21 protein-coding genes are annotated in these 23,046 nt (G+C 57.9%); 5 read left to right on the top strand and 16 right to left on the bottom strand.

All coding sequences use genetic code 11. The annotated features are described in order from the left end of the window. Positions 1-192: 192 nt before the first annotated feature. Positions 193-591, top strand: coding sequence for a PilZ domain-containing protein (locus K8I84_RS01950; RefSeq protein WP_223793043.1), 399 nt, complete (start codon positions 193-195; stop codon positions 589-591). 10 nt (positions 592-601) lie between these two features. Here K8I84_RS01950 and K8I84_RS01945 read toward each other — a convergent pair whose 3' ends face one another. The 9 genes from K8I84_RS01945 to pncC all read right to left on the bottom strand — a co-directional run bounded on the left by K8I84_RS01945 (position 602) and on the right by pncC (position 10,548). Next, positions 602-1,072 (bottom strand): flavodoxin family protein, encoded by a 471-nt coding sequence (locus K8I84_RS01945; RefSeq protein WP_223793042.1) that lies wholly within the window; start codon positions 1,070-1,072, stop codon positions 602-604. Between the two features lie 143 nt (positions 1,073-1,215). Further along, positions 1,216-2,940, bottom strand: a complete 1,725-nt coding sequence (locus tag K8I84_RS01940) for an alkaline phosphatase family protein (RefSeq protein WP_223793041.1) — start codon at positions 2,938-2,940, stop codon at positions 1,216-1,218. A 39-nt stretch (positions 2,941-2,979) separates the two neighbouring features. Next, the gene (locus K8I84_RS01935) at positions 2,980-4,524 is read right to left on the bottom strand and encodes an arylsulfatase (protein ID WP_223793040.1); all 1,545 of its coding nucleotides are present in this window, start codon (positions 4,522-4,524) and stop codon (positions 2,980-2,982) included. 147 nt (positions 4,525-4,671) lie between these two features. Beyond that, on the bottom strand, positions 4,672-5,607 hold the full coding sequence (locus K8I84_RS01930; RefSeq protein WP_223793039.1) for a LysR family transcriptional regulator: 936 nt from the start codon (positions 5,605-5,607) through the stop codon (positions 4,672-4,674). Between the two features lie 6 nt (positions 5,608-5,613). Next, a complete protein-coding gene (locus K8I84_RS01925) occupies positions 5,614-7,254 on the bottom strand; it encodes an acyl-CoA synthetase (protein WP_223793038.1) in 1,641 nt (546 codons plus the stop codon). Between the two features lie 36 nt (positions 7,255-7,290). Then, positions 7,291-8,091, bottom strand: coding sequence for an enoyl-CoA hydratase (locus K8I84_RS01920; RefSeq protein ID WP_223793037.1), 801 nt, complete (start codon positions 8,089-8,091; stop codon positions 7,291-7,293). Between the two features lie 54 nt (positions 8,092-8,145). After that, positions 8,146-8,595 (bottom strand): OsmC family protein, encoded by a 450-nt coding sequence (locus tag K8I84_RS01915; RefSeq protein ID WP_223793036.1) that lies wholly within the window; start codon positions 8,593-8,595, stop codon positions 8,146-8,148. Positions 8,596-8,804: 209 nt separating this feature from the next. Further along, positions 8,805-9,857, bottom strand: a complete 1,053-nt coding sequence (recA, locus tag K8I84_RS01910; RefSeq protein WP_223793035.1) for a recombinase RecA — start codon at positions 9,855-9,857, stop codon at positions 8,805-8,807. Between the two features lie 190 nt (positions 9,858-10,047). Further along, positions 10,048-10,548 carry a nicotinamide-nucleotide amidase gene (gene pncC / locus K8I84_RS01905; protein WP_223793034.1) on the bottom strand — a complete coding sequence of 167 codons (501 nt, stop codon included), beginning with the start codon at positions 10,546-10,548 and terminating at the stop codon, positions 10,048-10,050. An 80-nt stretch (positions 10,549-10,628) separates the two neighbouring features. Here pncC and mutS point away from each other — a divergent pair, with 80 nt between their 5' ends. Together mutS and fdxA are read left to right on the top strand one after the other, a co-directional pair. After that, positions 10,629-13,253 (top strand): DNA mismatch repair protein MutS, encoded by a 2,625-nt coding sequence (gene mutS, locus K8I84_RS01900; RefSeq protein ID WP_223793033.1) that lies wholly within the window; start codon positions 10,629-10,631, stop codon positions 13,251-13,253. Positions 13,254-13,411: 158 nt separating this feature from the next. Further along, entirely contained in the window at positions 13,412-13,735 is a 324-nt protein-coding gene (fdxA, locus tag K8I84_RS01895; protein ID WP_223793032.1) for a ferredoxin FdxA, read from the top strand. A gap of 105 nt (positions 13,736-13,840) precedes the next feature. On the opposite strand, the gene K8I84_RS01890 is transcribed toward fdxA, so the two are convergent. Continuing rightward, the gene (locus tag K8I84_RS01890; protein WP_223793031.1) at positions 13,841-14,311 is read right to left on the bottom strand and encodes a phosphate-starvation-inducible protein PsiE; all 471 of its coding nucleotides are present in this window, start codon (positions 14,309-14,311) and stop codon (positions 13,841-13,843) included. Between the two features lie 123 nt (positions 14,312-14,434). On the opposite strand from K8I84_RS01890, the gene K8I84_RS01885 reads away from it, so the two are divergent. Then, entirely contained in the window at positions 14,435-14,899 is a 465-nt protein-coding gene (locus K8I84_RS01885; RefSeq protein WP_223793030.1) for a hypothetical protein, read from the top strand. A gap of 17 nt (positions 14,900-14,916) precedes the next feature. After that, a complete protein-coding gene (locus K8I84_RS01880; protein WP_263282919.1) occupies positions 14,917-15,399 on the top strand; it encodes a methyltransferase family protein in 483 nt (160 codons plus the stop codon). Here K8I84_RS01880 and K8I84_RS01875 read toward each other — a convergent pair. The 6 genes from K8I84_RS01875 to K8I84_RS01850 all read right to left on the bottom strand — a co-directional run bounded on the left by K8I84_RS01875 (position 15,396) and on the right by K8I84_RS01850 (position 22,908). Beyond that, positions 15,396-16,538, bottom strand: a complete 1,143-nt coding sequence (locus K8I84_RS01875) for an ADP-ribosylglycohydrolase family protein (protein WP_223793029.1) — start codon at positions 16,536-16,538, stop codon at positions 15,396-15,398. The two genes, K8I84_RS01880 and K8I84_RS01875, sit on opposite strands and share 4 nt — an antisense overlap. 94 nt (positions 16,539-16,632) lie before the next feature. Next, a complete protein-coding gene (locus tag K8I84_RS01870) occupies positions 16,633-19,335 on the bottom strand; it encodes an HAD-IC family P-type ATPase (protein WP_223793028.1) in 2,703 nt (900 codons plus the stop codon). Positions 19,336-19,381: 46 nt separating this feature from the next. Continuing rightward, positions 19,382-20,020 carry a LysE family translocator gene (locus K8I84_RS01865; protein ID WP_223793027.1) on the bottom strand — a complete coding sequence of 213 codons (639 nt, stop codon included), beginning with the start codon at positions 20,018-20,020 and terminating at the stop codon, positions 19,382-19,384. 42 nt (positions 20,021-20,062) lie between these two features. Beyond that, a complete protein-coding gene (locus tag K8I84_RS01860) occupies positions 20,063-21,097 on the bottom strand; it encodes a hypothetical protein (RefSeq protein WP_223793026.1) in 1,035 nt (344 codons plus the stop codon). A gap of 159 nt (positions 21,098-21,256) precedes the next feature. Then, the gene (locus K8I84_RS01855; protein ID WP_223793025.1) at positions 21,257-22,399 is read right to left on the bottom strand and encodes a right-handed parallel beta-helix repeat-containing protein; all 1,143 of its coding nucleotides are present in this window, start codon (positions 22,397-22,399) and stop codon (positions 21,257-21,259) included. A 263-nt stretch (positions 22,400-22,662) separates the two neighbouring features. Next, entirely contained in the window at positions 22,663-22,908 is a 246-nt protein-coding gene (locus K8I84_RS01850; protein WP_223793024.1) for a hypothetical protein, read from the bottom strand. Between the last annotated feature and the right edge of the window lie 138 nt (positions 22,909-23,046).

The raw sequence follows: 23,046 nt of genomic DNA, 5'->3' as shown, positions 1-23,046 counted from the left end.
AGAGTCTGCAACGATCTGTGTCGCGTGTGACCGGCTAATTGGAGCCAGGACCAATTCATTAGCCTGCTCAACAAAATTGCCACCTGGCTCACAAAATCACCCTGTGGCGTTTTCAGACAATTGTTCCAGATCTACACTTTATTTCCGGTTCCCGTTTCAAGTCCGGGAAGGACAACACCGGCAAGAACAACAATGAGCCATGGACGCGCGGCGATGACCACGGAATTGAAAGATCGCAGAATCAAGCAACGATACCCGGCATCCTGCCTGAAAGTGCAGATGCGTGAACGGGGATTTTTTCGACGCAGCAAGTCGCCTACCACGGTAACCTGCCTCGACCTCAACCGCTATGGTATGGCGGTTCTCTGCCCCCGCCCCATCGAGACCGGCTCGCGGATAAGCCTGGACTTTGATGGCAAGTACATCAGTGAATCCCGGGTAAGCGCCAAGGTGGTCCGATGCCAGCGCTTTCAAACCGGCTACCGGCTAAGCCTGCAGTTCAGCTACTGCCTGGAAAAGAAATGCTACTCACGGGAGGTGGATAACGCCCTGTCCCGCATTGAAGCTTTCTACAACCGCTACGCCAGCTAGGCATTTCTTTTCAGATCAAGCCGGCATCCAGACTGGCCGCCACGTACATTCCAAGCTCCCGGCACTGATGCTCAAACTCGTTCCGATACTCACCGCGGCAGATCAGGGGATCCTGGACCCGTTTCCAGCGCAACCCTGAGGTGATGCTTTCAATCGCTCGATGCGTACCCGTGCCATCGTGCCCCGCCCGGATGTAATAGGCGAACGGGAGGCCCTGGGTTTTCTCAAGACAGGGATAGTAGCTGCGATCGAAGAAGTCCTTGAGCGCACCACTCATGTACCCAAGATTTTCTGTAGTGCCCAGGATAATCGCATCACAGGTCAGCACATCTTCCGGCCCGGCATCAAGAGGGGCCAGAACGGTCACATCCACATTCTCAATGTCTTCGTGGCGGGCACCCTGTTCTGCCGCTTCCCTCAGTTTCAGGGTGTTCGGTGAAGGGGCATGGGCAACAATCAGAAGTTTTCGGCGCGCACTCATACTGGCTCCAGAATATCTTGACTACCAGTAGCCTACGCACAGGCCTGTGGCCATACAACAGTCATAACCAGTGCCGTCTGCCGCACGAAGGCAGATCAACTGGAGAACACATTCCTTTTTTCTTTAGAGGGTCAACTGCCGCCCTACTCACCCAGAACTTCCGACAACGCCCTGCCAACGGCACCGGATGGCTGCCGGGCGCCGAGCAATGTAGAAAGCGTGGGTGCAATGTCGTAAGGGGTGACATCGCGACTTACAGTTTTCGATCCAAGGCCATACCCAGCAAAGATCACCGGCACGTGAGTATCGTACCGCCAGGGCGAACCATGGGTGGATGCCACCTGCAATCCGTCGAAATCGTTGATGAAAACGTTGGGAGCAAACACTACATAAATGTCCCCTGACCTGCGGGGATTGTAGTTATTCAGCACCAGATCCAACGCTGCAGCCCGGGGTAACTGACCAGAACGCAACGCACCACTGGGTATGGCAACAGCAATCCCTTCAAACGTCATCAACGTCTCTGCCAGGGTTCGTTCGACCTGCGCCTTATCCAACCCATGATCGCTAATGACCTTATCGTTCAGATAGAGATAGGGTGGAAAGAACGCCTCCACCAGCTCCTCACCGATACCGAACTCCTTTTTCAGGGTCGCAATCGCCGGAGCTTTATCCAGCCCTTCGATATCAAAGTAATGGGCCGTGGTAATACCCAACGTCTCCATGTGCCCGGGCACTTCTGGCTGGCCATGGTCCGCCGAGAGCACGACGAGGGTGTGTTCCAACCCGACCCGATCATCCACGAACTGCAGAAGATCAGCCAGAGTACGGTCCAGCCTTGCAAGGTTATCTTCTTGCTCCAGACTGGATGCACCAAAGATATGACCCACGTAGTCCGTGGAAGAGAAACTGACAGCGAGGTAGTCGGTCACGTCATCCTGACCAAGGCTCTCGGCATCCAGCAACGCCTTGGCGAAGTCGAGCGTAAGTTCGTCGCCGGCCGGACTGAGGGTGAGCCGGGTAGTCAGATATTTATCATCGGCAGCGCCCCAGGCGTGGGGAAAGGTCCGTCCAAAGCCCGGAAAATCGGTTTCAAAATCCTGATTGTCGGATGTTCCGAACTGGTAGGAATCCGCCTCAAGAAGTAATTCCCAGGCCTTGCCAACGTACGCGTCGAGCGGCTTACTGGCATTCCAGTCGATCACCCACTGCGGGTACTCATCATAGTAATAAGTACTGGTCACAAACTCGCCACTGGCTTTGGAAAACCAGAACGCCTTACCGGCCTGCCCTGCCAATGAGACGGCACCGCGATCCTTGACTGAGACACCAAAGATTTTGGCCCGCCCGTTCGAGTGCAGTGCCAGTTCGTCACTGAACGTAGAGGTCAGTATCGCTCTGGGCGACCGGCCGTCCACTTTTGCCGCCTTCTGCGTGGGGTCTATTTCCGTCTGATCATCCACATCGGCCCCGACCGTCAACAGGCGGTAGTCGGCATCCTCAATGTTGTAAACCAGACGATCCTGCTCCCGATCAAACCAGACGTTACCGATCATCCCGTGACGGGAAGGCGGCGCACCGGTAGCAAGAGACACGTGTCCAACGATGGTTTCTGTGTTGGCGTGGCGATAATTAGCGTTGGTGTAGGTAACCCCATTGTCCCAAAGCCACTGAAATCCGCTTTCCCCCAATACGCTGCGGTAACGCGCGGGCAAGTCTGCCCTGAGCGCATCGACCGTGATTTGCAGGATCAGCTTTGGCGGATCGGGCCGATCCGCATAAACGGGACCGGCCTGCCCCCATAACCAAACCATCGCCAGAGCCCATGGCAGGCGACGATACGTCGCCTGAATCCATGTTTTTTTCATACACCGCCCGTGTAACGTAGCAGTCAAGTGAAGTGGCAATCAGCCACCATTATTCTGCTGCAGCACTTCCAGTACATTCTCCAGATTAAAGCTGCCGGGCTTCTGGCGAGGCGGAAATTCCTTGTAGGTTTCCAAGTGCTTGGACACGTAGGCGGTGCCAGGCAAAAGCGCAAAGGCCCGGTCAAACCGCCACATGGCGTAGTTTTCGGAATCGTGGTCTGCCCGCTCAAACGGGTCGCCGCGCAAGTCAAACAACTTGGGCACTCGCAAGGTCACGAGCGGCTCCTGCCAGACTTCGAAGCCGTGGGCCCGTTGCTCCATAAACACCAGTTTCCAACGGCCGAAGCGCAGGCACGCCAGGTCGCCATCGTCGGTCCAGTAGAAGAATTCCTTCCTGGGCCCTTCTTCCACCTCCCCGCTGAAATAGGGGAGCAGGTTATAGCCATCCAGGTGGACCTTGTAATCCCGACCCATGGCTTCGTGGCCTTCGAGCAGCTTTTCCTTGATGTCCGTATCACCGACCGCTGCCAGCAAGGTGGGCAACATATCCTCGTGTGAAAAGACATCGTTGTAGACGGATCCCGGCTCGATCACGCCCGGCCATTTGATGAGCGTGGGCACACGGTAGCCACCATCCCAGTTGGAGTTCTTCTCGTTCCGGAACGGTGTCATGCCGCCGTCTGGCCAGGCAAAGATTTCCGCACCGTTGTCAGAGGAGTACATGATGATGGTGTTATCAGCCAGCCCCAGCTCATCCAGCTTGTCGAGTAACTGCCCCACATGTCCATCATGTTCGACCATGCCATCGGCATACACCCCCAGGCCGGTCACACCTTCGGACTCAGGCTTGAGATGGGTATTCACATGCATACGCGTGGAATTCCACCACAGGAAAAAAGGTTTATCTTCTGCATGGGCTCGTTCCATGAAGTCCAGTGCAACTTCCGTGACCTCATCATCAATGGTTTCCATGCGCTTCTTGGTCAGCGGGCCAGTATCCTCGATATCACCACCCGCAGTGCTCTTGATAACGCCCCGGGGGCCAAAGCGGGCCTTGAACTCCGGATCCTTGGGATAGTCGGGATGCTCTGGCTCTTCCTCGGCATTGAGGTGGTACAGGTTGCCCATGAACTCATCGAATCCGTGATTGGTGGGCAACATCTCATCCAGATCACCCAGGTGATTCTTACCAAACTGGCCCGTCATGTAGCCGTGTTCCTTGAGCAACACGGCGATGGTCGGGTCCTTCTCTGACAGTCCTTCTTTGGCACCTGGCAACCCGACTTTCAAAAGCCCTGTCCGGTAGGGGCTTTGGCCGGTAATAAATGCCGCACGCCCTGCAGTACAGCTTTGCTGGCCATACCAGTCAGTGAACAGGGCGCCCTCGTTGGCGATGCGGTCGATGTTGGGCGTCTTGTACCCCATCATGCCCCGGTGGTAAGCACTGGGATTCTGCCAGCCGATGTCATCACCCCAGATCACCAGGATGTTGGGTTTGTCCGACTGAGCGTGGGCGAGGGAACATGCGAGAGCGAAGCAGCTGATCAGAGCCACTCTAATGGCAGTGGGGCGCAACCTTTTCATAACGATGTCCTGTCTGGTGGAAAGTTCTTTAGCGTGCAATCGCCACCACGACTCCCCTCACCGAAGCAGAGACACCCCCGAGATTGCGTCTATTCAGTAAATCAGAGAATGAACGGCATGCAAGTTCGATCGCAGCATTCGAGATGCTCACTGGGCACCGGGCAGGTGCGCTTCCTCCAGCAACCATTCTCGGAACATCGTCGCGATTGAGCGCTCTTTACCGGGCCCGGCACTGACCGCGAAGTAGGCCAGACCGCAGTCAAGCGGACGATCAAAGGCAACCACCAGTTTTCCGGCCGCCAGCTCACCATGATGAAGCGCCCGGCTGCCGAGCATCACCCCCTGGCCAGCCATGGCCGCCTCCAGTGTCAGCAATCCGTTACCGAACCGAAGCTCACGCACAGGACCGACATCAACGCCCTGCTGATGAAACCACTGGCGCCAGCCACAGGGCTTGTCCAGTCGTGTGAGCGTGCCGTCGCAGAGCAACGAGCAAGCTGCCAGTGTGCCAACATCGCTGACCATGCTGGCAAGTTCCGGGGTACTCAGGGGCACCAGCTCAACGCCCATAAGACGCTGCACCTCGATGCCGGTATAGCGACCGTAACCGAGCCGAACGGAGACATCGATACCCGCGCGCTTGAGATCATTGATGCCAATAGCCGTGTCCGGGCTTCGATCGACAGTGTGCAGGCTGGCCTGCAAACGGACTTCGGCTTTCGGGCAACGGGCGTAAAACCGGTGCAGGCGAGGCACAATCCACTTCGTCGCAAACAATGGCTCGGAGCACACGGTGACGATCAGGCTGGCCTCATCGTGGGAGCGAATCCGGTCCACTGCCCGGCCCAACGCCTGAAATCCTTCCTGCAGTTCAGGCAGGGCCACTCGAGCAGCAGGCGTCAGACTGACCCGCCGGTGATGGCGGACAAACAGTTCAACACCGAGATAATCTTCCAGCGCCTTGATCTGGTGACTGATGGCCGCGGGAGTCACGTGGAGTTCCTTGGCAGCCGCTGCGAAACTGCCGGTTCGCGCAGCGACCTCAAAGTAAGACAGCGCAATCAGCGGGGGCAGTCGGGACACAACCAGTCAGGCCGAGAGGCCGTCATCAAGCTGCTTTCGCAGCAGGAACTTCTGGATTTTTCCCGTCGACGTGGTGGGCAGCGCGCCAAAAATGACTGTCTTGGGCACTTTAAAACCACTGATTTTGTCCCGGCAAAACGCGATCAGCGCCTCTTCGGTCAACGCACTGTCCGAGCGCAACTGAACAAAAGCGGCAGGGACCTCCCCCCATTTTTCGTCCTTCATTGCCACGACGGCGGCCAACTCGACCTCCGGGTGCCGCTGAACCACCTCCTCCACTTCCAGGGAAGAGATGTTCTCCCCGCCCGAAATGATCACATCCTTTGAGCGATCCCGGATCTTGATATAGCCATCCGGCTCGACCACCGCGAGGTCGCCGGAATGGAACCAGCCGCCGGCAAAGGCCTTCTCGGTGGCTTCGGGATTCCGGAGGTAGCCCTTCATGACTATGTTGCCCCGGAACATGATCTCGCCCATGGTCTGGCCGTCGGCAGGCACCGGTTCCATGGTGTCCGGGTCCAGCACGGTTACGTCCTCCTCCAGCGGATAGGTAACCCCCTGACGACCATTGAGCCGGACACGCTCTTCAAGCGATTGATCCACCCAATCGTATTGCTTCGGACACACGGTCGCGGGGCCGTAGGTCTCTGTCAGCCCGTAAACATGGGTGAGTTCTACGCCGATTTTTTCCATGCGCTCGAACACCGAGGCCGGCGGCGGCGCACCCGCGATCAGCCCGGACACCGGATGTTCGAAAGTCTCGCCCGCTGCAAGGGCCGCATCAGCAATCATGGCGTGAACAATGGGGGCGCCGCAGTAATGACTGACCCGGTGCTGCCGGATCAGCTGGAGGATGAGGGCCGGATCGACTCGCCGCAGGCAGACACTGGTGCCCCCGATGGCTGCCAGCGTCCACGGAAAGCACCAGCCATTGCAGTGGAACATGGGCAGCGTCCACAGGTAGGTCACCCTGGCTGGCAGACTCCAGGACAGAACATTGCTGACGGCATTCAGGTAGGCACCACGATGGTGAGTCACCACGCCCTTGGGGTTGCCGGTGGTACCGGAGGTGTAGCCAAGGGCGATCGCGTCCCATTCGTCGCCGGGCAGCGCCCAGGCCGGGGTCTCTGGCTGTTGGGCCAGTAAGGTTTCATAGTCCAGCTCGCTGATCGGTGGTTGCCGGCCCTGCGTGGCATCCGGAACATTAATAATGATCGGAGGAGCCCCTTCCATCTGACCAAGAGCTTTCTCAACCACATCCGCAAATTCCGGGTCGGCCAACAAGAGCCGTGCCCGACTGTGATCCAGGATAAAGGCCACGGTTGCCGGATCGAGACGGATATTGATGGCGTTGAGCACCGCGCCGACCATTGGCACACCGAAGTGGGCTTCATACATCGCGGGCACATTGGGCAACAGGGCTGCTACCGTATCGCCCCGGGCGATGTCGAAACTTTTCAGAACAGAGGCCAGCTGACAGCAACGGGCGTACGTCTGCTGCCAGGTGAACTGTGTATCGCCTGAGATCACCGCCGTCCTGTCGGAATAAACCGCCGCAGCTCGCCTGATAAAGCTCAGTGGCGAAAGAGGTACGTGATTGGCCTCGTTCTTATCCAGGCCTTCATCGAACTGGCTGACATCCTTCATCGCTCATTCTCTCGGCTGGACCGAACCACGCCGTTGTCAGTGGCCCGGTTGCTCCCATGTTGGCTTGCGCTTCTCGAGAAACGCATCAATGCCCTCTTGCGCATCGGCATTCATCATGTTGTCCGCCATGACCTCACCCGCCAACTCATAGGCCTCCGCCAGCGACATCTGCCGTTGGCGATGGAACATGGCCTTGCCAAATCTGATCGCCGCCGGGCTTTTGGAGAGAATCTTAGCCACCTTGGCAGCGACGGCCGCATCCAGGTCGGCATCGTCAGCGACACCACTCAACAGCCCCCAGTCCAGAGCCGTGTCTGCGTCGATGAAATCAGCGGTCACCAGCATGTCGAACGCACGCTTGGCGTTGATGTTGCGGGACAGGGCCACAGCAGGGGTGGAACAGAACAGGCCGACGTTGATGCCGGATACGCCAAACGTCGCGGATCTGGCGGCAATGGCCAGATCGCAGCTTGCCACCAGCTGGCACCCGGCCGCCGTCGCCATGCCCTGAACCCTGGCAATCACCGGCACCGGCAGGTTGACTAGGCCCTGCATCACCCCACTGCAGCTCCGGAAAAGCGACTGGTAGTAACCATGATCCGGATGGGCACGCATTTGCCGAAGGTCGTGCCCTGCACAGAAACCTTTCCCCGTGGCCGCAATAACCACGCAACGCACCGCCGGGTCGGAGGCGATGTTATCCAATTCGCGCTGTAAGGAAGCCAGCAAGGATTCGGACAGGGTGTTGAATTTGTCCGGACGGTTTAACGTCAGATAGACAGCCCCATCCTTGTCTTCCCTGAGAAGCTCGTCCTCCACCAGCTGAACGTCATTCATAAATCGTCTCCGCCAGGAATCCCCGTTCACAAATCCTGATTAAGGATAGCTGTTCTAAAGATAGTTGATTGTCACGTCCGCCTTGATCGAGTTGCGAATAAAACAGTTGCTGTGGGCGCTGGTGTGCATTCTCTCCAGCGCCTTCTGGTCAGGCATCTTGTCGCCGCCGAAGGTGATTCGCGGCGACAGCTCAATACGGGTCACCGCCTTGCCCTTCGTTTCCAGGTTTTCCAGGTAGCCTTTTGGATCGTCCTCATAGGACTCCACCTGATAGCCCTGAAAGTCGGCGATGGCCAGGAAGAACAACATGTGACAACTGGATACAGCGCTGATCAGCATTTGCTCAGGATCGGCACATTCAGGGTCTCCCTTGAATTCAGGAGAGGCCGAAACATTGAGCTGCTGGCCGCCACTCAAGGTGACACTGTGATTCCGGGAGTATGTGCCGGACTCAGATTCGTGGTCAGCGCGTTGCCAATGAATAGCTGCTTGATGGACGGACATAACATCGACTCCCCTGGGTTCTGAACCTTCAGCATAGAAACGGTTCAGCCGGGCGTAAAACGACGATTATTAGGCCGTTGCATTAGATAAACTAATGCACCCATTACTCAGAGGATAAGAGGGGGAGGTCAACACAAGCGGGGGATAGGGTTTGAACCCTGCGCAATCGCCCCAAAGGACAGGAGAAAGGCGCAGGGTTCGAACAGGACTTAAAGCAGTTCGCCGTTCGCTTCAGCCGGTTCAGCCGTTTCAGCCGCGTTTTTCTTGCTCTCAGGCTTCGGCATCAACTTGTCGCGCACCTTGGCTTCAATCTCGGTAGCCAGGTCCATGTTCTCTTCCAGGAACTTGCAGGCGTTCGCCTTGCCCTGGCCGATCTTGTCACCGTTGTAGGAGTACCAGGCACCGGATTTGTCCACAAACCCTTCCTTCACGCCCATGTCCAGAACCTCGGCCATGTGGTAGATGCCCTTGCCGTACATGATCTGGAACTCGGCCTGACGGAAAGGCGGAGACACCTTGTTCTTAACGACTTTCACACGGGTTTCGTTACCCACCACTTCGTCGCCATCCTTGACCGCACCAATGCGACGGATGTCCAGACGGACGGAGGAGTAGAACTTCAGCGCGTTACCACCGGTGGTGGTTTCCGGGCTGCCGAACATCACACCAATCTTCATGCGGATCTGGTTGATGAAGACCATCAGGCAGTTGGCGTTCTTCACGTTGCTGGTCAGCTTACGCAGCGCCTGGGACATCAAACGGGCCTGCAGACCCACGTGGCTGTCGCCCATTTCGCCTTCAATTTCCGCCTTCGGCGTCAGGGCCGCCACGGAGTCAACGATGATCACGTCTACCGCATTGGAGCGAACCAGCATATCGGCGATTTCCAGCGCCTGCTCACCGGTGTCCGGCTGGGAAACCAGCAGGTCGTCCACATTCACGCCCAGCTTTTCAGCGTAGACCGGATCCAGAGCGTGCTCGGCGTCCACGAAGGCACAGGTCTTGCCCTGCTTCTGGGCTTCAGCGATCACCTGCAGGGTCAGTGTGGTTTTACCGGAACTCTCCGGACCATAGATCTCGACGATACGACCGTATGGCAGGCCACCAATACCCAGTGCAACGTCCAGCCCGAGGGACCCGGTGGAAACCGCAGGAATGGCTTCACGGGGCTGATCACCCATTTTCATCACGGCGCCCTTACCGAACTGACGCTCGATCTGGCCCAGTGCTGCGCTAAGTGCTTTCTTGCGGTTATCTTCCATCAGTGCAAAACCCTCTGTTGGCGTTGCTACCCGTTACCTGGCCCAACCGGTAGCTCAATCGAATGATTGGGAAGCTGTACAGCAGATACAGCGCTTTCCTGTATATTTGCACAGTATTAAAACACACCCCGAAAAAGAGACCAACCCCCTTTGCGTGTCTTCCTGTGAACGTCTTTTTCAGGAGCGGGATTCAGGCTTCCTGCAGATAGTCATGCACCTGCTGCAGCGCAAAGAGCACCGCCTGCCGGCGCACCTGATCGCGGTCGCCCTGGAACTGTTTCAACACGGCCTGTGTGGAATCCGCATTAGACCCCCAGGCGAACCATACTGTCCCTACGGGCTTGTCCGGACTTCCTCCGCCGGGTCCTGCCACACCGCTGATGGCCACCGCCACATTGGCACCGGATGCCGCCAGCGCCCCGGCCACCATTTCCCGAACCACGGGTTCACTGACAGCACCATGCTTGTTCAACGATTCGCTGGTGACCTTCAGCCAGTCGTGCTTGGCCTCATTGCTGTAGGTGACCAGCCCACCCAGTACGTAGGCGGATGAGCCGGCCCGGTCAGTCAGGGCCTTTGCCACCCAGCCGCCGGTGCAGCTTTCAGCGGTAACGATGGTTTGAGCTTGCGACTCCAGCAGCTCCCCCAGCCTTGCGGCCGCCTGACTCAATTCCTGATCGCTGGCCACCATGACACTCTCCTCATTTCATCCCGGCGGTTATTTTCTTACAATTGCCCACCTCATCCAAAGCAGTCAATCCGGAAGCCTCCATGTCAGCAGCTCAAACCGACCTGTCCCAGCACACCCCGATGATGCGGCAATACCTCAAAATCAAGGGCGAGCACCCGAACGAAATGGTGTTCTACCGCATGGGGGACTTCTACGAGCTGTTCTATGACGATGCCAAGAAAGCCGCGGAGCTATTGGATATTACGCTGACGGCGCGGGGCCAGTCAGGAGGCAATCCGGTGCCCATGGCCGGCATTCCGTTCCATGCCGCCGAGGGCTACATCGCCCGCCTGGTGCGCGCCGGCGTATCCATTGCCGTCGCAGAACAGATTGGTGACCCGGCCACCAGCAAAGGGCCTGTCGAGCGCCAGGTCGTGCGCGTCGTGACACCGGGCACCCTGAGTGACGACGCCTTCCTGGAAGACCGGCGTGACAACCTTCTGGTGGCGATTTACAGCCACCGGGAACAGTTTGGCTTTGCCTCACTGGATATCTCCAGCGGCCGTTTTTCCGTTTCCGAGCTGGAAAACCTGGAGGCCCTGCAAGGTGAATTGCAGCGCCTGCGCCCGGCCGAAATCCTGATCAGCGAAGACTTCCCGTACGAGGAAATTCTCGAGGGCTTCACCGGCATCCGTCGCCAGGGCCCGTGGCTGTTCGAAGCCGACACCGCTCGACGGGTGATTACCTCGCAACTGCAGGTTCGAGACCTGACCGGGTTCGGCTGCGAGGATCTCAACCTCGCCATTTCCGCGGCCGGCTGCCTGCTTCAATACGCCAAGGAAACCCAGCGCACCGCCCTGCCCCACATCCGGAAACTGACCCGGGAACGACGGGACGAAGCCGTCATCCTCGATGCCGCCAGCCGTCGTAATCTGGAAATCGATACCAACCTGATGGGCGGGCACCAGTACACCCTGGCCTGGGTCATGGACCGCACAGCCACGGCCATGGGCGGCCGGGAACTCAAGCGCTGGCTGAACCGTCCGCTGCGGGATGTGGACACCGTAAAGCAAAGACAGCAGGCCGTTTCTGCGCTGCTGGATGGTTTCCATTACGAGCCTGTGCATGACCATCTGAAAGCCGTTGGCGACATCGAGCGAGTTCTCTCCCGTGTGGCCCTGCGTTCTGCCCGCCCCAGGGACCTGGCCCGGCTACGCGATGCGTTCCAGGTGCTTCCGGACCTGCAGGAAACCCTCAAACCGGTGAACTCCCACCACATCGTCAAGCTGGCGACAATCATCAGCGAATACCCGCAACTGGCGGATTTGCTGGAGCGGGCGGTGATCGACAATCCGCCGGTGGTGATCCGGGACGGCGGTGTCATCCGCGAAGGCTTCGACGAAGAGCTGGATGAACTCCGCAACATCAGCGAAAACGCGGGCCAGTATCTGCTGGACGTGGAAACCCGTGAGCGGGAGCGTACCGGTATCAGCACCCTGAAGGTGGGCTACAACCGGGTGCACGGTTACTACATCGAGATCAGCCGGGCGCAGTCCGATCAGGCGCCAGCTGATTACATCCGCCGGCAGACCCTGAAGAACGCCGAACGCTTCATCACCCCGGAACTGAAAGAATTCGAAGATAAGGCCCTGAGCGCCAAGAGCCGGGCGCTGGCACGGGAAAAAGCGCTTTACGACGAAGTGTTGGAAACCGTGGCCGCCGAACTGGCGCCCCTGCAGGATGCCGCCCAGGCTCTGTCCGAGCTGGACGTGCTGGCCAACTTTGCCGAGCGGGCCACCAGCCTGCGCTTCACCGCGCCGGAGTTCAGCGAATCCCCCGGTTTCGATATTGAAGAAGGTCGTCACCCGGTGGTTGAGCAACTGCTGGACGAGCCGTTTGTGCCCAACAACCTGCTGATGGACACCAAACGCCGCATGCTGGTGATCACCGGCCCGAACATGGGCGGTAAATCTACCTACATGCGTCAGGCCGCGTTGATTGCCCTGCTGGCGTATACCGGCAGTTTCGTACCCGCTAACCGGGCCGTGCTGGGCCCGGTGGATCGCATTTTCACCCGCATGGGCTCTTCAGATGACATCGCGGGCGGCCGCTCCACCTTCATGGTAGAGATGACCGAAACCGCCAACATCCTGCACAACGCCACCGAGCACAGCCTTGTGCTGATGGACGAGGTGGGCCGGGGAACCAGCACCTTCGATGGCCTGTCACTGGCGTGGGCGACCGCCGAGCACCTGGCGAAGAACATCCGCTGCTATACCCTGTTCGCCACCCATTACTTTGAACTGACCCAGTTGGCCGAGGATCTGGAGCACGCGGTGAACGTACACCTGACCGCCACCGAGCATGACGACAACATCGTCTTCCTGCACAACGTGCACGATGGCCCTGCCAGCCAGAGCTACGGGCTTCAGGTAGCCAAACTGGCCGGCGTGCCCCAGGACGTGATCCGCAACGCCAAGGATCAGCTAACGCACCTTGAGAGCAGCACCGTTCCGGCCGGTGGCGAGGCACCAGCGGCGCAGCCGGCGCCCAAGGCAGAGGCCAAGCAGCCCACAGCGTCCGAGCCCTCCTTCCAGGGCGATATGTTCGCCTCGCTGGAGCCAAGCGCCGTTGAGGAAGCACTGAAGAGCGTGGATGTGGATGGACTGACACCCAGGGAAGCGCTCAACCGGCTCTACGAGCTGAAAGAACTGCTGCGCAAATAGAGGGACGCCACACAGTTTTCAGGTCTGGCATAAACATATGCCGGCCGGGCGCTTGCGGCCCTCGAAGCCGCTCCCTACAATGTCGCGCAGAAAAACATAACCTTGGAGCCTGTTTTCAAGCTCCCGATGAGATAGACCACTGGACCAGGGATCTGATTATGGCGTTTATCGTTACTGATAACTGCATCAAGTGTAAGTACACCGACTGTGTAGAAGTGTGCCCTGTAGACTGTTTCTACGAAGGCCCGAACTTTCTGGTGATTGACCCGGACGAGTGCATCGACTGCGCCCTTTGTGAGCCCGAGTGCCCGGCAGAAGCCATTTTCTCTGAAGACGAGCTGCCCGCCGATCAGGTCCAGTTCGTGGAGATCAACGCCGATCTCGCCGGCAAGTGGCCGAACATCACCGAGAAGAAAGATCCTCTGCCCGACGCTGAAGAGTGGGACGGCAAGCCGAACAAGCTTCAGCATCTGGAACGCTGAGTTCGCTCCAGCAGCGGCACATGAAAAAGGGAAGCTTCAGCTTCCCTTTTTTATTGCAGGCGCTTCGAAAGCATTTTGTAGGAACCAACCGGTTATCCCTCCGTATTATTCGTTGGTAACGCTCGAACCCGGTTTGGGGATCGGCGGCGACGGATAACGGTGAGAACCGTATCGTACCGCGAGATTGGCCAATGCCAGCAACAGGATGGAACCGGTGATGTACAGGAGCTCTATGCCGGGGTCGTGGTGGTGAGCCTGTATGTCGCCGATCAGCATTCGGGTCAAGGCGGTAATGCCTACGTAAATCAGAAAGCGGGTCGGCATATGGTTCGTTTTAAAGTAAATGCCGACCATGGCGCCCAGTTCGAGGTAGATAAACAGCAGCAGAATATCGGAGATCGAGGCTCCGCCCTTGGAGGCCATGTCAACAAAGGCCATCACGGCAGACCAGAAAATGGCGCCGCCAATGGCAAACAAAGCGATGTAATGAAACAGATCCACCATAAGATTACCGAACGGATCGGTTACACGCCGGAGCTTGTTGTCTATCTCCTCGGACTTTTGCTCGTAATTCATAGAAATCGCTCGGTATCTCGTTAGCAGACTTGAAATCCGGCCCGGAGCATCGGCCATGGTTAATCGCAGTATAGGCAAAGGGGAAAATCCCGGTATGATTCGGCCAGGCATTGGGAGAGAACCATGGGAAAATCGGTAGCACTGGCAACACTCATCGTGCTGTTGCTCGCTGGCATTGGCTTCCAGCACTACATAACCTCATTGCCTGATCTGGAAGCGCCTATGTCTCTCAGCTCCGCGCGGTTCGGCCCGGACGGGAGCTCGATATCAGCCTCGTTTCAGCGCAATGATGGTCAAGGCTTTCATTTTGGCATTCGGGGCAATGCAGACAAGAATTGGGCAACCGCCCCTCTTTATTTCATTCGAAATCCCGAACTGGTTCCCTACGTCCACTGGCCCAGCATGGGGGGGCCGGATGAAAGAGTCCTGTTAAAGGCTCTGGAAGACTGGGTACGCAGTCATATAACGGCGGAACAAATAAGCAGATTCGAGCAAGTCGACAGGGAGGATTTTGGCCCCGAGGAGATCGAACTGGCCGCAGTGTACAAAATCTATGAGACTCTGCGCAGTAGAAACCCAGGCCAATAACAGGAAGCTGTTGCTCTATGGATTCTGATCAAGCCAATCTGAGACCACTCGAGCTTAAAATACCGCCCGTCGTGCTGGTGATCATCGTCGCCGTCGGGATGTGGGCCATTGCCCGAGTCAGCCCAAGCCTGGCTTTCTCCCTACCCGGCACGGCAGGGTGGGCAATTGGCGTTGCTGTCGCAGGGGTTGGTATTGCCCTGCTGGGCGTCCTTGAGTTCAGAGCCGCGGGGACGACCGTCGATCCGCGAGTCCCGGAGCAATCCGCAAGCCTGGTGGTGGGCGGCGTGTACCAACACTCACGGAACCCGATGTACCTTGGGTTTCTTCTTGTACTGATTGCCTGGGGGCTGTATCTGGGCAGCGTCCTTGCGCTGCTGTTTCTTCCTGCGTTCATCGTGTACATGAACCGCTTTCAGATTGCACCCGAGGAGCGGTTTATGCACGAAAAATTTGGGGCTTCCTACGACCAGTACCGGTCCGAAGTGCGCCGCTGGATTTAACGTTCGCCAGGGATCAACGCTTCCAGATCGCCATAGAGGTCGGCGGCACCCGTAACCCGTGACAACCAGCTCAGCGGTATGCCCCGCTCACCCCCGACTCCGTGGATGGCCGCCATGGCAGGCCCGATGAGCCAAGCCCGTCCGCACGAATCGCCACCGCAGTGAATGTTGGCACGGACGGCCTCGGCAAAGGATTGAGCCTGGCTGATGATGTGAAAGCTGACCGGCATGGCCTCGTCCAGATAACAAGTGCGACCGAAAGTATCTCCGGCGTTTATTGCATCGAGCGGTGCGCTGGTTCGTGCACGTGCCAAACTCGTTGCATCCGGAGCCAGTTCTGCCGCGGCGTCCATGGCTTCCGCCAGAGCCTGCCCCACAAACAGCCCTTCCAGAAGGCGGGCCGTGCAGTGCGCCCAGGCAACGGCCTCATCGCTGTTGTTGGTGACCCGCACTGCCGCGTCCACCTGCGCCATCAAATTTTGTTTTCCGGCATAGCAAGCAACCAGCGGTGGAAGCTTGGAAACGGCGGGCAGCTGAGTATCGTCCGCACCACTCTCCGGCGACAGTTTTCGGTCAATGGTTTGGGCGAGGAACACGCCGGCATCCTGAATCCCGGATTCCTTGTAGGTCAGGTTGATTGCCTCCCGAACAGGGGCCGCCAGTGCATCGCCGCTGAGCCGCCGGACGTAGGGCATCACCTTCTGCACCAGCACGCGCTTTTGTTTGTCCGTCAGGTCGGTGTCGATAGACGCGAAAGCCTCCTCAATGGCTTTCTGTTCATTGGCGGCAAGGTTGATGAGTGTCCACCGGGTGGGGTTATCGATAAAACCCTGCCACCCGCCGCCCGGGCCGAAATAGTTCACAAAACGTCGCTGGTAATCCCGGACATTGAGCTGGCCGTCGTTGGCCAGAAGACTGTCGGTGAGTACTTTTGTGGCAGCACCATAGTGGCTCATATCACCCGGCTTCTTGCCTTCATGAGCGAAGAAGCCAAACACCCCATCGAAATAGTCCACTCGAGGCGGAACAAACTCCGGGCACTGACCGGCCACGTCCAGGATACGCTCGCTGCTGTAGAGCCAGTGCAACCCCAGGCTGGCTGCATCCGCCACCCATCCGCCGCTCAGGGCTGCCAGCATTCGCGTCCGTCTCTCCTCCGGCGGTTTCTTTGTCATATTATTGAGACCTGTGGGGATGTGGGATTTTAGGAGTTAAAAGCAAGATGCAGCCAGTTTACTGCAAATCCGATCGGCCAACCCGCATCCGGACCTGCTTCTCAACCTCCAGCAATAACAGCAGCGCCACGCCCACCAGCAATACCAGCGCCAGATCCATGACCGACATAGCCCGTGTACTGAACACTGCCTGCGCCCCCGGCCAGTAGGTAATCACACACTGGCCGATCAAAACACCGAACACCGCCAGCCACACCACCGGTGTCCCCTGCAGCATGGTCCAGCTCGGGGAGCGGACATCCATGGTTCGAATGAAAAACAGATAGAAAATTTCCATCGCCACCAGCGTGTTCATGGCCATGGTTCGGGCCAGCTCCAGCGTGTAACCGGATTCGATGGCAAAGGTGAAAATACCGAACACGCCGCACAGGAAAAGCAAAGAGACAAGAATGATGTGCCACAGCACACTGGCATCGATCAGAGGGTCGGTGCGGGGGCGCGGTTTGCGTTGCATAGTGTTATCACTGGTGGGCTCAAAGGCCAGTGCCAACCCGAGGGACACGGTAGTGATGAAGTTGATCCACAGAATCTGCACCGGTGTTACCGGCAGCGCCACGCCAACCAGCAGCGCCACGATAATGGCAAAGGCCTCGCCGCTGCTGGTTGGCAGAGTCCAGGCGATCACCTTGCGGATATTGTCGCGCACCGTCCGCCCTTCCCGGACTGCCGCCACGATGGAGGCAAAGTTGTCGTCCGCCAACACCAGATCCGACACTTCCTTGGCCGCCTCTGTACCCTTGCACCCCATAGCGATGCCAATATCCGCGCGCCGAAGCGCCGGGGCATCGTTAACGCCGTCGCCGGTCATAGCCACGGTCATACCCTCTGACTGCAGGGCCTTCACCAGCCGTAATTTGTGCTCGGGACTGGTGCGTGCAAAAACACTGACTTGCCGGGCAGCCACCGCCAGCTCATCGTCGTTCAGCTTATCCAGCTCAGCCCCGGTCAGGGTGCCGTCGTGATTGGCCAGGCCGATGAGGGCACCGATAGCTGAGGCCGTGTTGGCGTGGTCACCGGTGATCATTTTGACGCGGATACCGGCAGCCTGGCACTCGGCAACGGCGTTGATCGCCTCTTCCCTCGGCGGATCCATCAGGCCGACAATACCGACAAACAGCAATTCGTGCCGGACATCCTCAAGATTCACCACGGTTTTGTTGTCCGGAACTTCGCGACACGCAAACGCCAGCACCCGCTGCCCCCGGGAGGCGATCTCTTCTGCGCGCCGCTGCCAGAATGCCGTGTCCAACGGAACCGGGCGGCCATCCTTTCCCTGCTGGTTCGCGCAGAGAGCCAGAACCGTCTCGGGAGCGCCTTTAACGAAAATCATGCCATGCCCCTGGTGGTCATGATTCAGGGTGGCCATGAAACGATTGGCGGTATCAAAGGGGATTACGTCAGTCCGGGGCCACGCGCGCCGGAGCTCTGCGGGTGTTTCATCTAATTTACCGGCCAGCGCCAGCAACGCGCCCTCCATCGGATCCCCCTGCACCTCCCACGCTTGCCCCTGCCTGGACAGTTCGGCGTCGTTGCAGAGGACAGCACTGCGCACCAGGGTTTTAAGTGGCAGAGGCACCTGTTCAGGGTCGAGCGTTTCACCGTCCAGCCAAACGCAGCCGAAGGGCGCGTAGCCTGAATCTTCCACAGTGTATGACCGGGCACCAGCCACCACACTGATAACGCTCATTTCATTGCGTGTGAGGGTGCCGGTTTTGTCGGTGCAGATCACCGAGACCGATCCCACGGTTTCAATGGCAGGCAGCCGACGCACGATGGCGTGTCGGCGCGCCATGGTCTGAACCCCTACTGCCAGGGTAATGGTGAGCACTGCGGGCAAGCCCTCGGGAATCGCCGCCACCGACAACCCCACCACGGCCATGAACACGTCGGCAAAAGGCTGCTGCAGCACAAAATACCCATACAGCAGGATCAGGCCGGCCACGACACCGATCAGCAGGGTCAGCCAGCGAGCGAGCACGGACATCTGCTCTATCAGGGGGGTACGGAGGGTATCTACCTCGGTCAGCATGCCACTGATGCGCCCGACTTCGGTCTGTTGGCCCGTGGCAACCACCACCCCCGCACCCTGTCCGCCGGTCACCGTGGTTCCGCTGAACGCCATGCAGTCCCGCTCGGCCACCAGGGTTTCAGCTGCGACCGGACTGGTCTGTTTGCTGACCGCCACCGATTCACCGGTCAGGATGGCCTCCTGAATCTGCAGGCCGTGTACCTTGAACAGGCGAAGGTCCGCCGGCACACGGTCCCCGGCATCAAGCAACACCACGTCTCCGGGCACCACATCGTCGCCGGCAATGGACAACCGCTTGCCGTCCCGCAAAACTGACGCCTGGGGCGCCAGCATATGCCGGATAGCCGCAATCGCTCGCGCAGCCTTGCCCTCCTGGACGTAGCCAACCACGGCGTTCAACAGGACTACCGCCAGAATGACCGCGGTATCGAGCCCGTGCCCGAGTAACAGGGTGATAGAGGCCGCCGCCAGCAGCACGTAGATAAGTATGTTATGAAACTGGCGCAGGAAACGAATGAGAGGGCTTTGGCGGCGCGCTTCAGGCAGACGATTCGACCCGAAACGCGCAAGGCGCTCCCTGGCCTCAGCCTGACTCAGGCCGGCCCGGCCCGTGGTCAGTGCGCGAAAGACCGTATCCGTGTCTTGCTGATGGAAACCGGTTCCCTGTTCCATGCGGGAGATCTCCAAAGCTCCTGTCATCTGGCCGTTTTGCGTTTGCTCAGGCCTGGGTCATAGCCACTTTGGCGCCAATGCCGACAAAGATACCACCGGTAATTCCGTGCATCATCCGGCCAACCCAGGGCGGTATTGCCCAGCGCCGCGACCGGGACACCGCAACGGCCACAGCACACTGCCAGAGCATGGCGAGGACGAAATGGACCCCGGCCAATAGCAGCGACTGGAACAGCACCGGCCCTTCAGGATCTACAAACTGAGGCAACAGCGCCATATAAAAAAGCGCGGCTTTCGGGTTAAACAGGTTGGAAAGCAAGCCCTCCCGGAAATCCCGCCAACGGTCGGGAGCTTCCCGGGTTTTATCGCCCCTGGGCTCATGGGGTCGTCCTCGGCGGCCCGCCTGACGCAGACTCGCTATCCCGAGCCAGATCAGATAGCAAGCACCGGCCCATTTCAACAGAGTGAACGCCCAGGCGGTCTGAACCAGAATCAGGGAAATGCCGACCGCCGAGAGGGCCGCATGCAGAAACAGGCCACTGCAGATACCCAGACTGGTCACCATCCCGGCCTTCAAATCGGTCCGGCCAGTGTTGCGAATCACCAGCAACGTGTCGACGCCGGGGGTGATGGTTAGCAGTGTGATAGCGACCAGAAAGGCCCAGAAAAGCTCGCCGGATGGCATGACACACCTGAAAAGTCAGTGAAAGCCTCTTGCGTTCTCAGCTCAGGCTTCCGGTTCGAGGATTTTTTTCACCGCTGCCGACCGATAGAAAGACGACAGCCGGCGCCGCACCGCTTTCTCAAGATAACCTTCCTCCCGGAGCACGTCCACAAAGGGAATAACCAGAGCCTCTACTTCGGCCATAACCATGGTTTCCGACACACCAACATCCCGCAGGAGCTCGCTGACTGGTCGGTCGCCATATTGCTCGAACAGGCGGTTCACAACCGCCTCGCAGCACGCCTCAAAATAGGGAGTCTCACGGAAACTGAGCCAGAATTCGTAACCCAACACGACGAACTCCTGCAACTGGATGTCACCAAGCCCTTCGTTCAATTCCTGGATACTCAGGTCTTCAACGCCAATCCATGCCGCCATCACCGTATCCCTCAGCTCCTCATCGGTCAGCGCCCGATTAAGGAAGGCTTCACTCCGGTTGATCAGCCCCGGCAGGCTATCGGATAGCCAGGCCTTGATACGGCGCTCGAAGCTTTCGTCCAGCCCCGGTACCGCCTTGTTGGCCATCTTTTTACCCAACTTCATCATCGAGCCGACGCCGGGAACCGACTTGGTGATCAGGTTGTCCTCGTAGAGGTAACTCACCAGCCCCTGATACACGACGTTGGCCACCAACTCCTGGTAGACCGGATGTGACATAATGCCACTGATCATGCGTTTACGATGATGCTTGAGCTCCAGAGCCTCCTCCACGAACTCTGCCACCTGATCGCGGCTGAGGATTTCCCGCAGAGGTGTCTGTGACTGCACCGGAGCGTTCAGCACTTCCGTCGCCATGTCCCCGGCTATCTCAGGAATACCGCCATCCAGCTCCATTTCGACCACCAGACGACGAATCACGCCCAGAATCTGGTCCGGTGAACTGAGACGGTTCAGTGTTACCCGGTCCGTGTAGGCATAGAGTGCCGCCACCTCGCGCTCCAGGAATTTGTGAAGCTTTGCACCTTTGAACTGAGCCAGTTCGTGTTTTACGTGCTGCTCAAGGAGGGCATTCGCCAGATCGGTGACAACAGTCGTCATAATTCGATGTCCTGAACGATAGTAGGGCTTGATGAGATACCGGACAGGCTAACACGAAGCCGCAACGCACCGATTTGCCTCAGGAGCTGATTCCGGTTGCGTTGCGGCCAAGCTGTGAGCGGCAGAGCCTGCCGCCTTGCTACCCCTAACGCCAGTGCATCAAAAGCCAGGCAAGTTCAGCGATTCAAGGCGATCTTCCAGCTCCAACATGAAGGCATTCCGTTCAAGGGACTCAGTGTTCCTCGCCAGCTCGCCATGGCCACCGTTGCGCGAAGCAATGCGCTTGTTAGTCTGATTGCCCGTCACCCTGACCTGACGGGTCTCGGGAAACCGATACTCAATCGCCCGGGGATAGCGGTGCTCCAAATAAATCCAGTTATCCTTGATGAGGGTGTAAGGGCTATCTTCCAGAATGATACCGGTGTCTGAAAACGGGTTCCCGCGGTCATCATGATAGATAAGGTTGTTGACAATCTTGCCCCCGAAGTTGCTGTAAATAATATTGGGGTGCCGATTGTTCATGCGCATGCCAAAACCAATGGCTCGATCGTTATCAATGAAGACGTTGCTTTCTACGGTGTTGTTCGAAGTGTTATTCCAGATATGGACGGCATGTTCGGCAATTCGGTCTGCGGGGCTGGCAATATTCTGAAAAACATTATGCCGAATAACCCACCCCCGGATGCCGTGGGCATCAATACCGCCAATGTAGTAATTGGGCCCGATGCCTGCCGTATATCGAAACACGCAATATTCCACGAGGCCGTTATCCGAGAGGGTTCTCGGGTGATTTTTCTTATCGAAGCTCACCTTTAAAAGCTGCTCATAGCCATCTTCGATAATGCAGTTTCTGAACGTTGGAACATCGGCGTTTTTCTCTGCTGCAAGCTGAACCAGGTGGTTACCCGCCTGTTGCAGCGTAATTCCTTCGAGAACAAAGCCAGAACTTTTGATATGCAAGAGGTTTTTCACCCGATTGCCAGGTTGCATGCCACTTCCACGGATGATGACCTTTTCCGGATCGTTGGATTTTGAAAGAAGCATGACGTTTGGATGGTTTATGTAGACCGTCGTCTCCAGACGATACTGACCATCCTCCAAGATAATGGCCCCATGTCCTCCGTTGTCAGCAACTTGCCTGAACGCGTTCTTCAGTCCCTTGCTGTCGGACACATGGATAACCGCATGCCCATCCGGAATGTTTACGCGCTCATAACGGCCCAAGGTCATATTGGCATTTTCAGGAATACCCGTTTCCTGAATCGGGCTTACGCCTTCTGGCTGGTCCGGGCTAAGGGCCATTTGAGCGTAACTGACTCCGCTGCTAAACCATCCGCAGGTAGACATTATGGAGGTGAGTGACGGCCCTAAGCTGATGCCTAGCGCCAACGTGATATTACGAAGTAACCGATGCCCACGAAAGCCCGTCATTTGCCCCCACTCGCCTTTTCCATTCACATACATCCTGCCCAACTTTGCAGTAATTTTTATCATAGGGCGTCACACCATGAGCAGCCAGATTTGGAGGCCCGGGCGCGCTGGAAGAGATCCGCGGCAATCGAGGGTTACTGAAAGTCGTTAAACGAGTGGAATTCCGCGCCCAGTGCCAGGCAGAGGCTGCCAGGGCCAATATAGACACTACTGGTGATCCCCATCTGGGGAAGCAGGAGCTCAACGCCATTCTTCTCGCAGGTTTCACGGAGACGATCCAGTCCCGGCAGATCTTCAATTTCGGCCCAGGACAGGCCACAGGAAAGGCAGACGTAAGGAGTCAAGAGTCCGGCCTCAATACGGCCAATGGCGTAATTCATCACCTTCTCGACGGCCACATCGAAACGTCGGGGTTTGGTCGCGGGTTTCGCCTCGGCGCCCTGGCCGGTCGCGCTGTTATCGTTATTTTAAGTTCCAACCAATAGCCAAATGTGTAACTTTTGACAACGCTCGTAGAA

The sequence above is a fragment of the Marinobacter sp. F4216 genome, assembly GCF_019931195.1.
GTDB lineage: Bacteria > Pseudomonadota > Gammaproteobacteria > Pseudomonadales > Oleiphilaceae > Marinobacter > Marinobacter suaedae.
The sequence above is the reverse complement of the archived record's forward strand: the minus strand, read 5'-3'. Positions and strand labels throughout refer to the sequence as shown.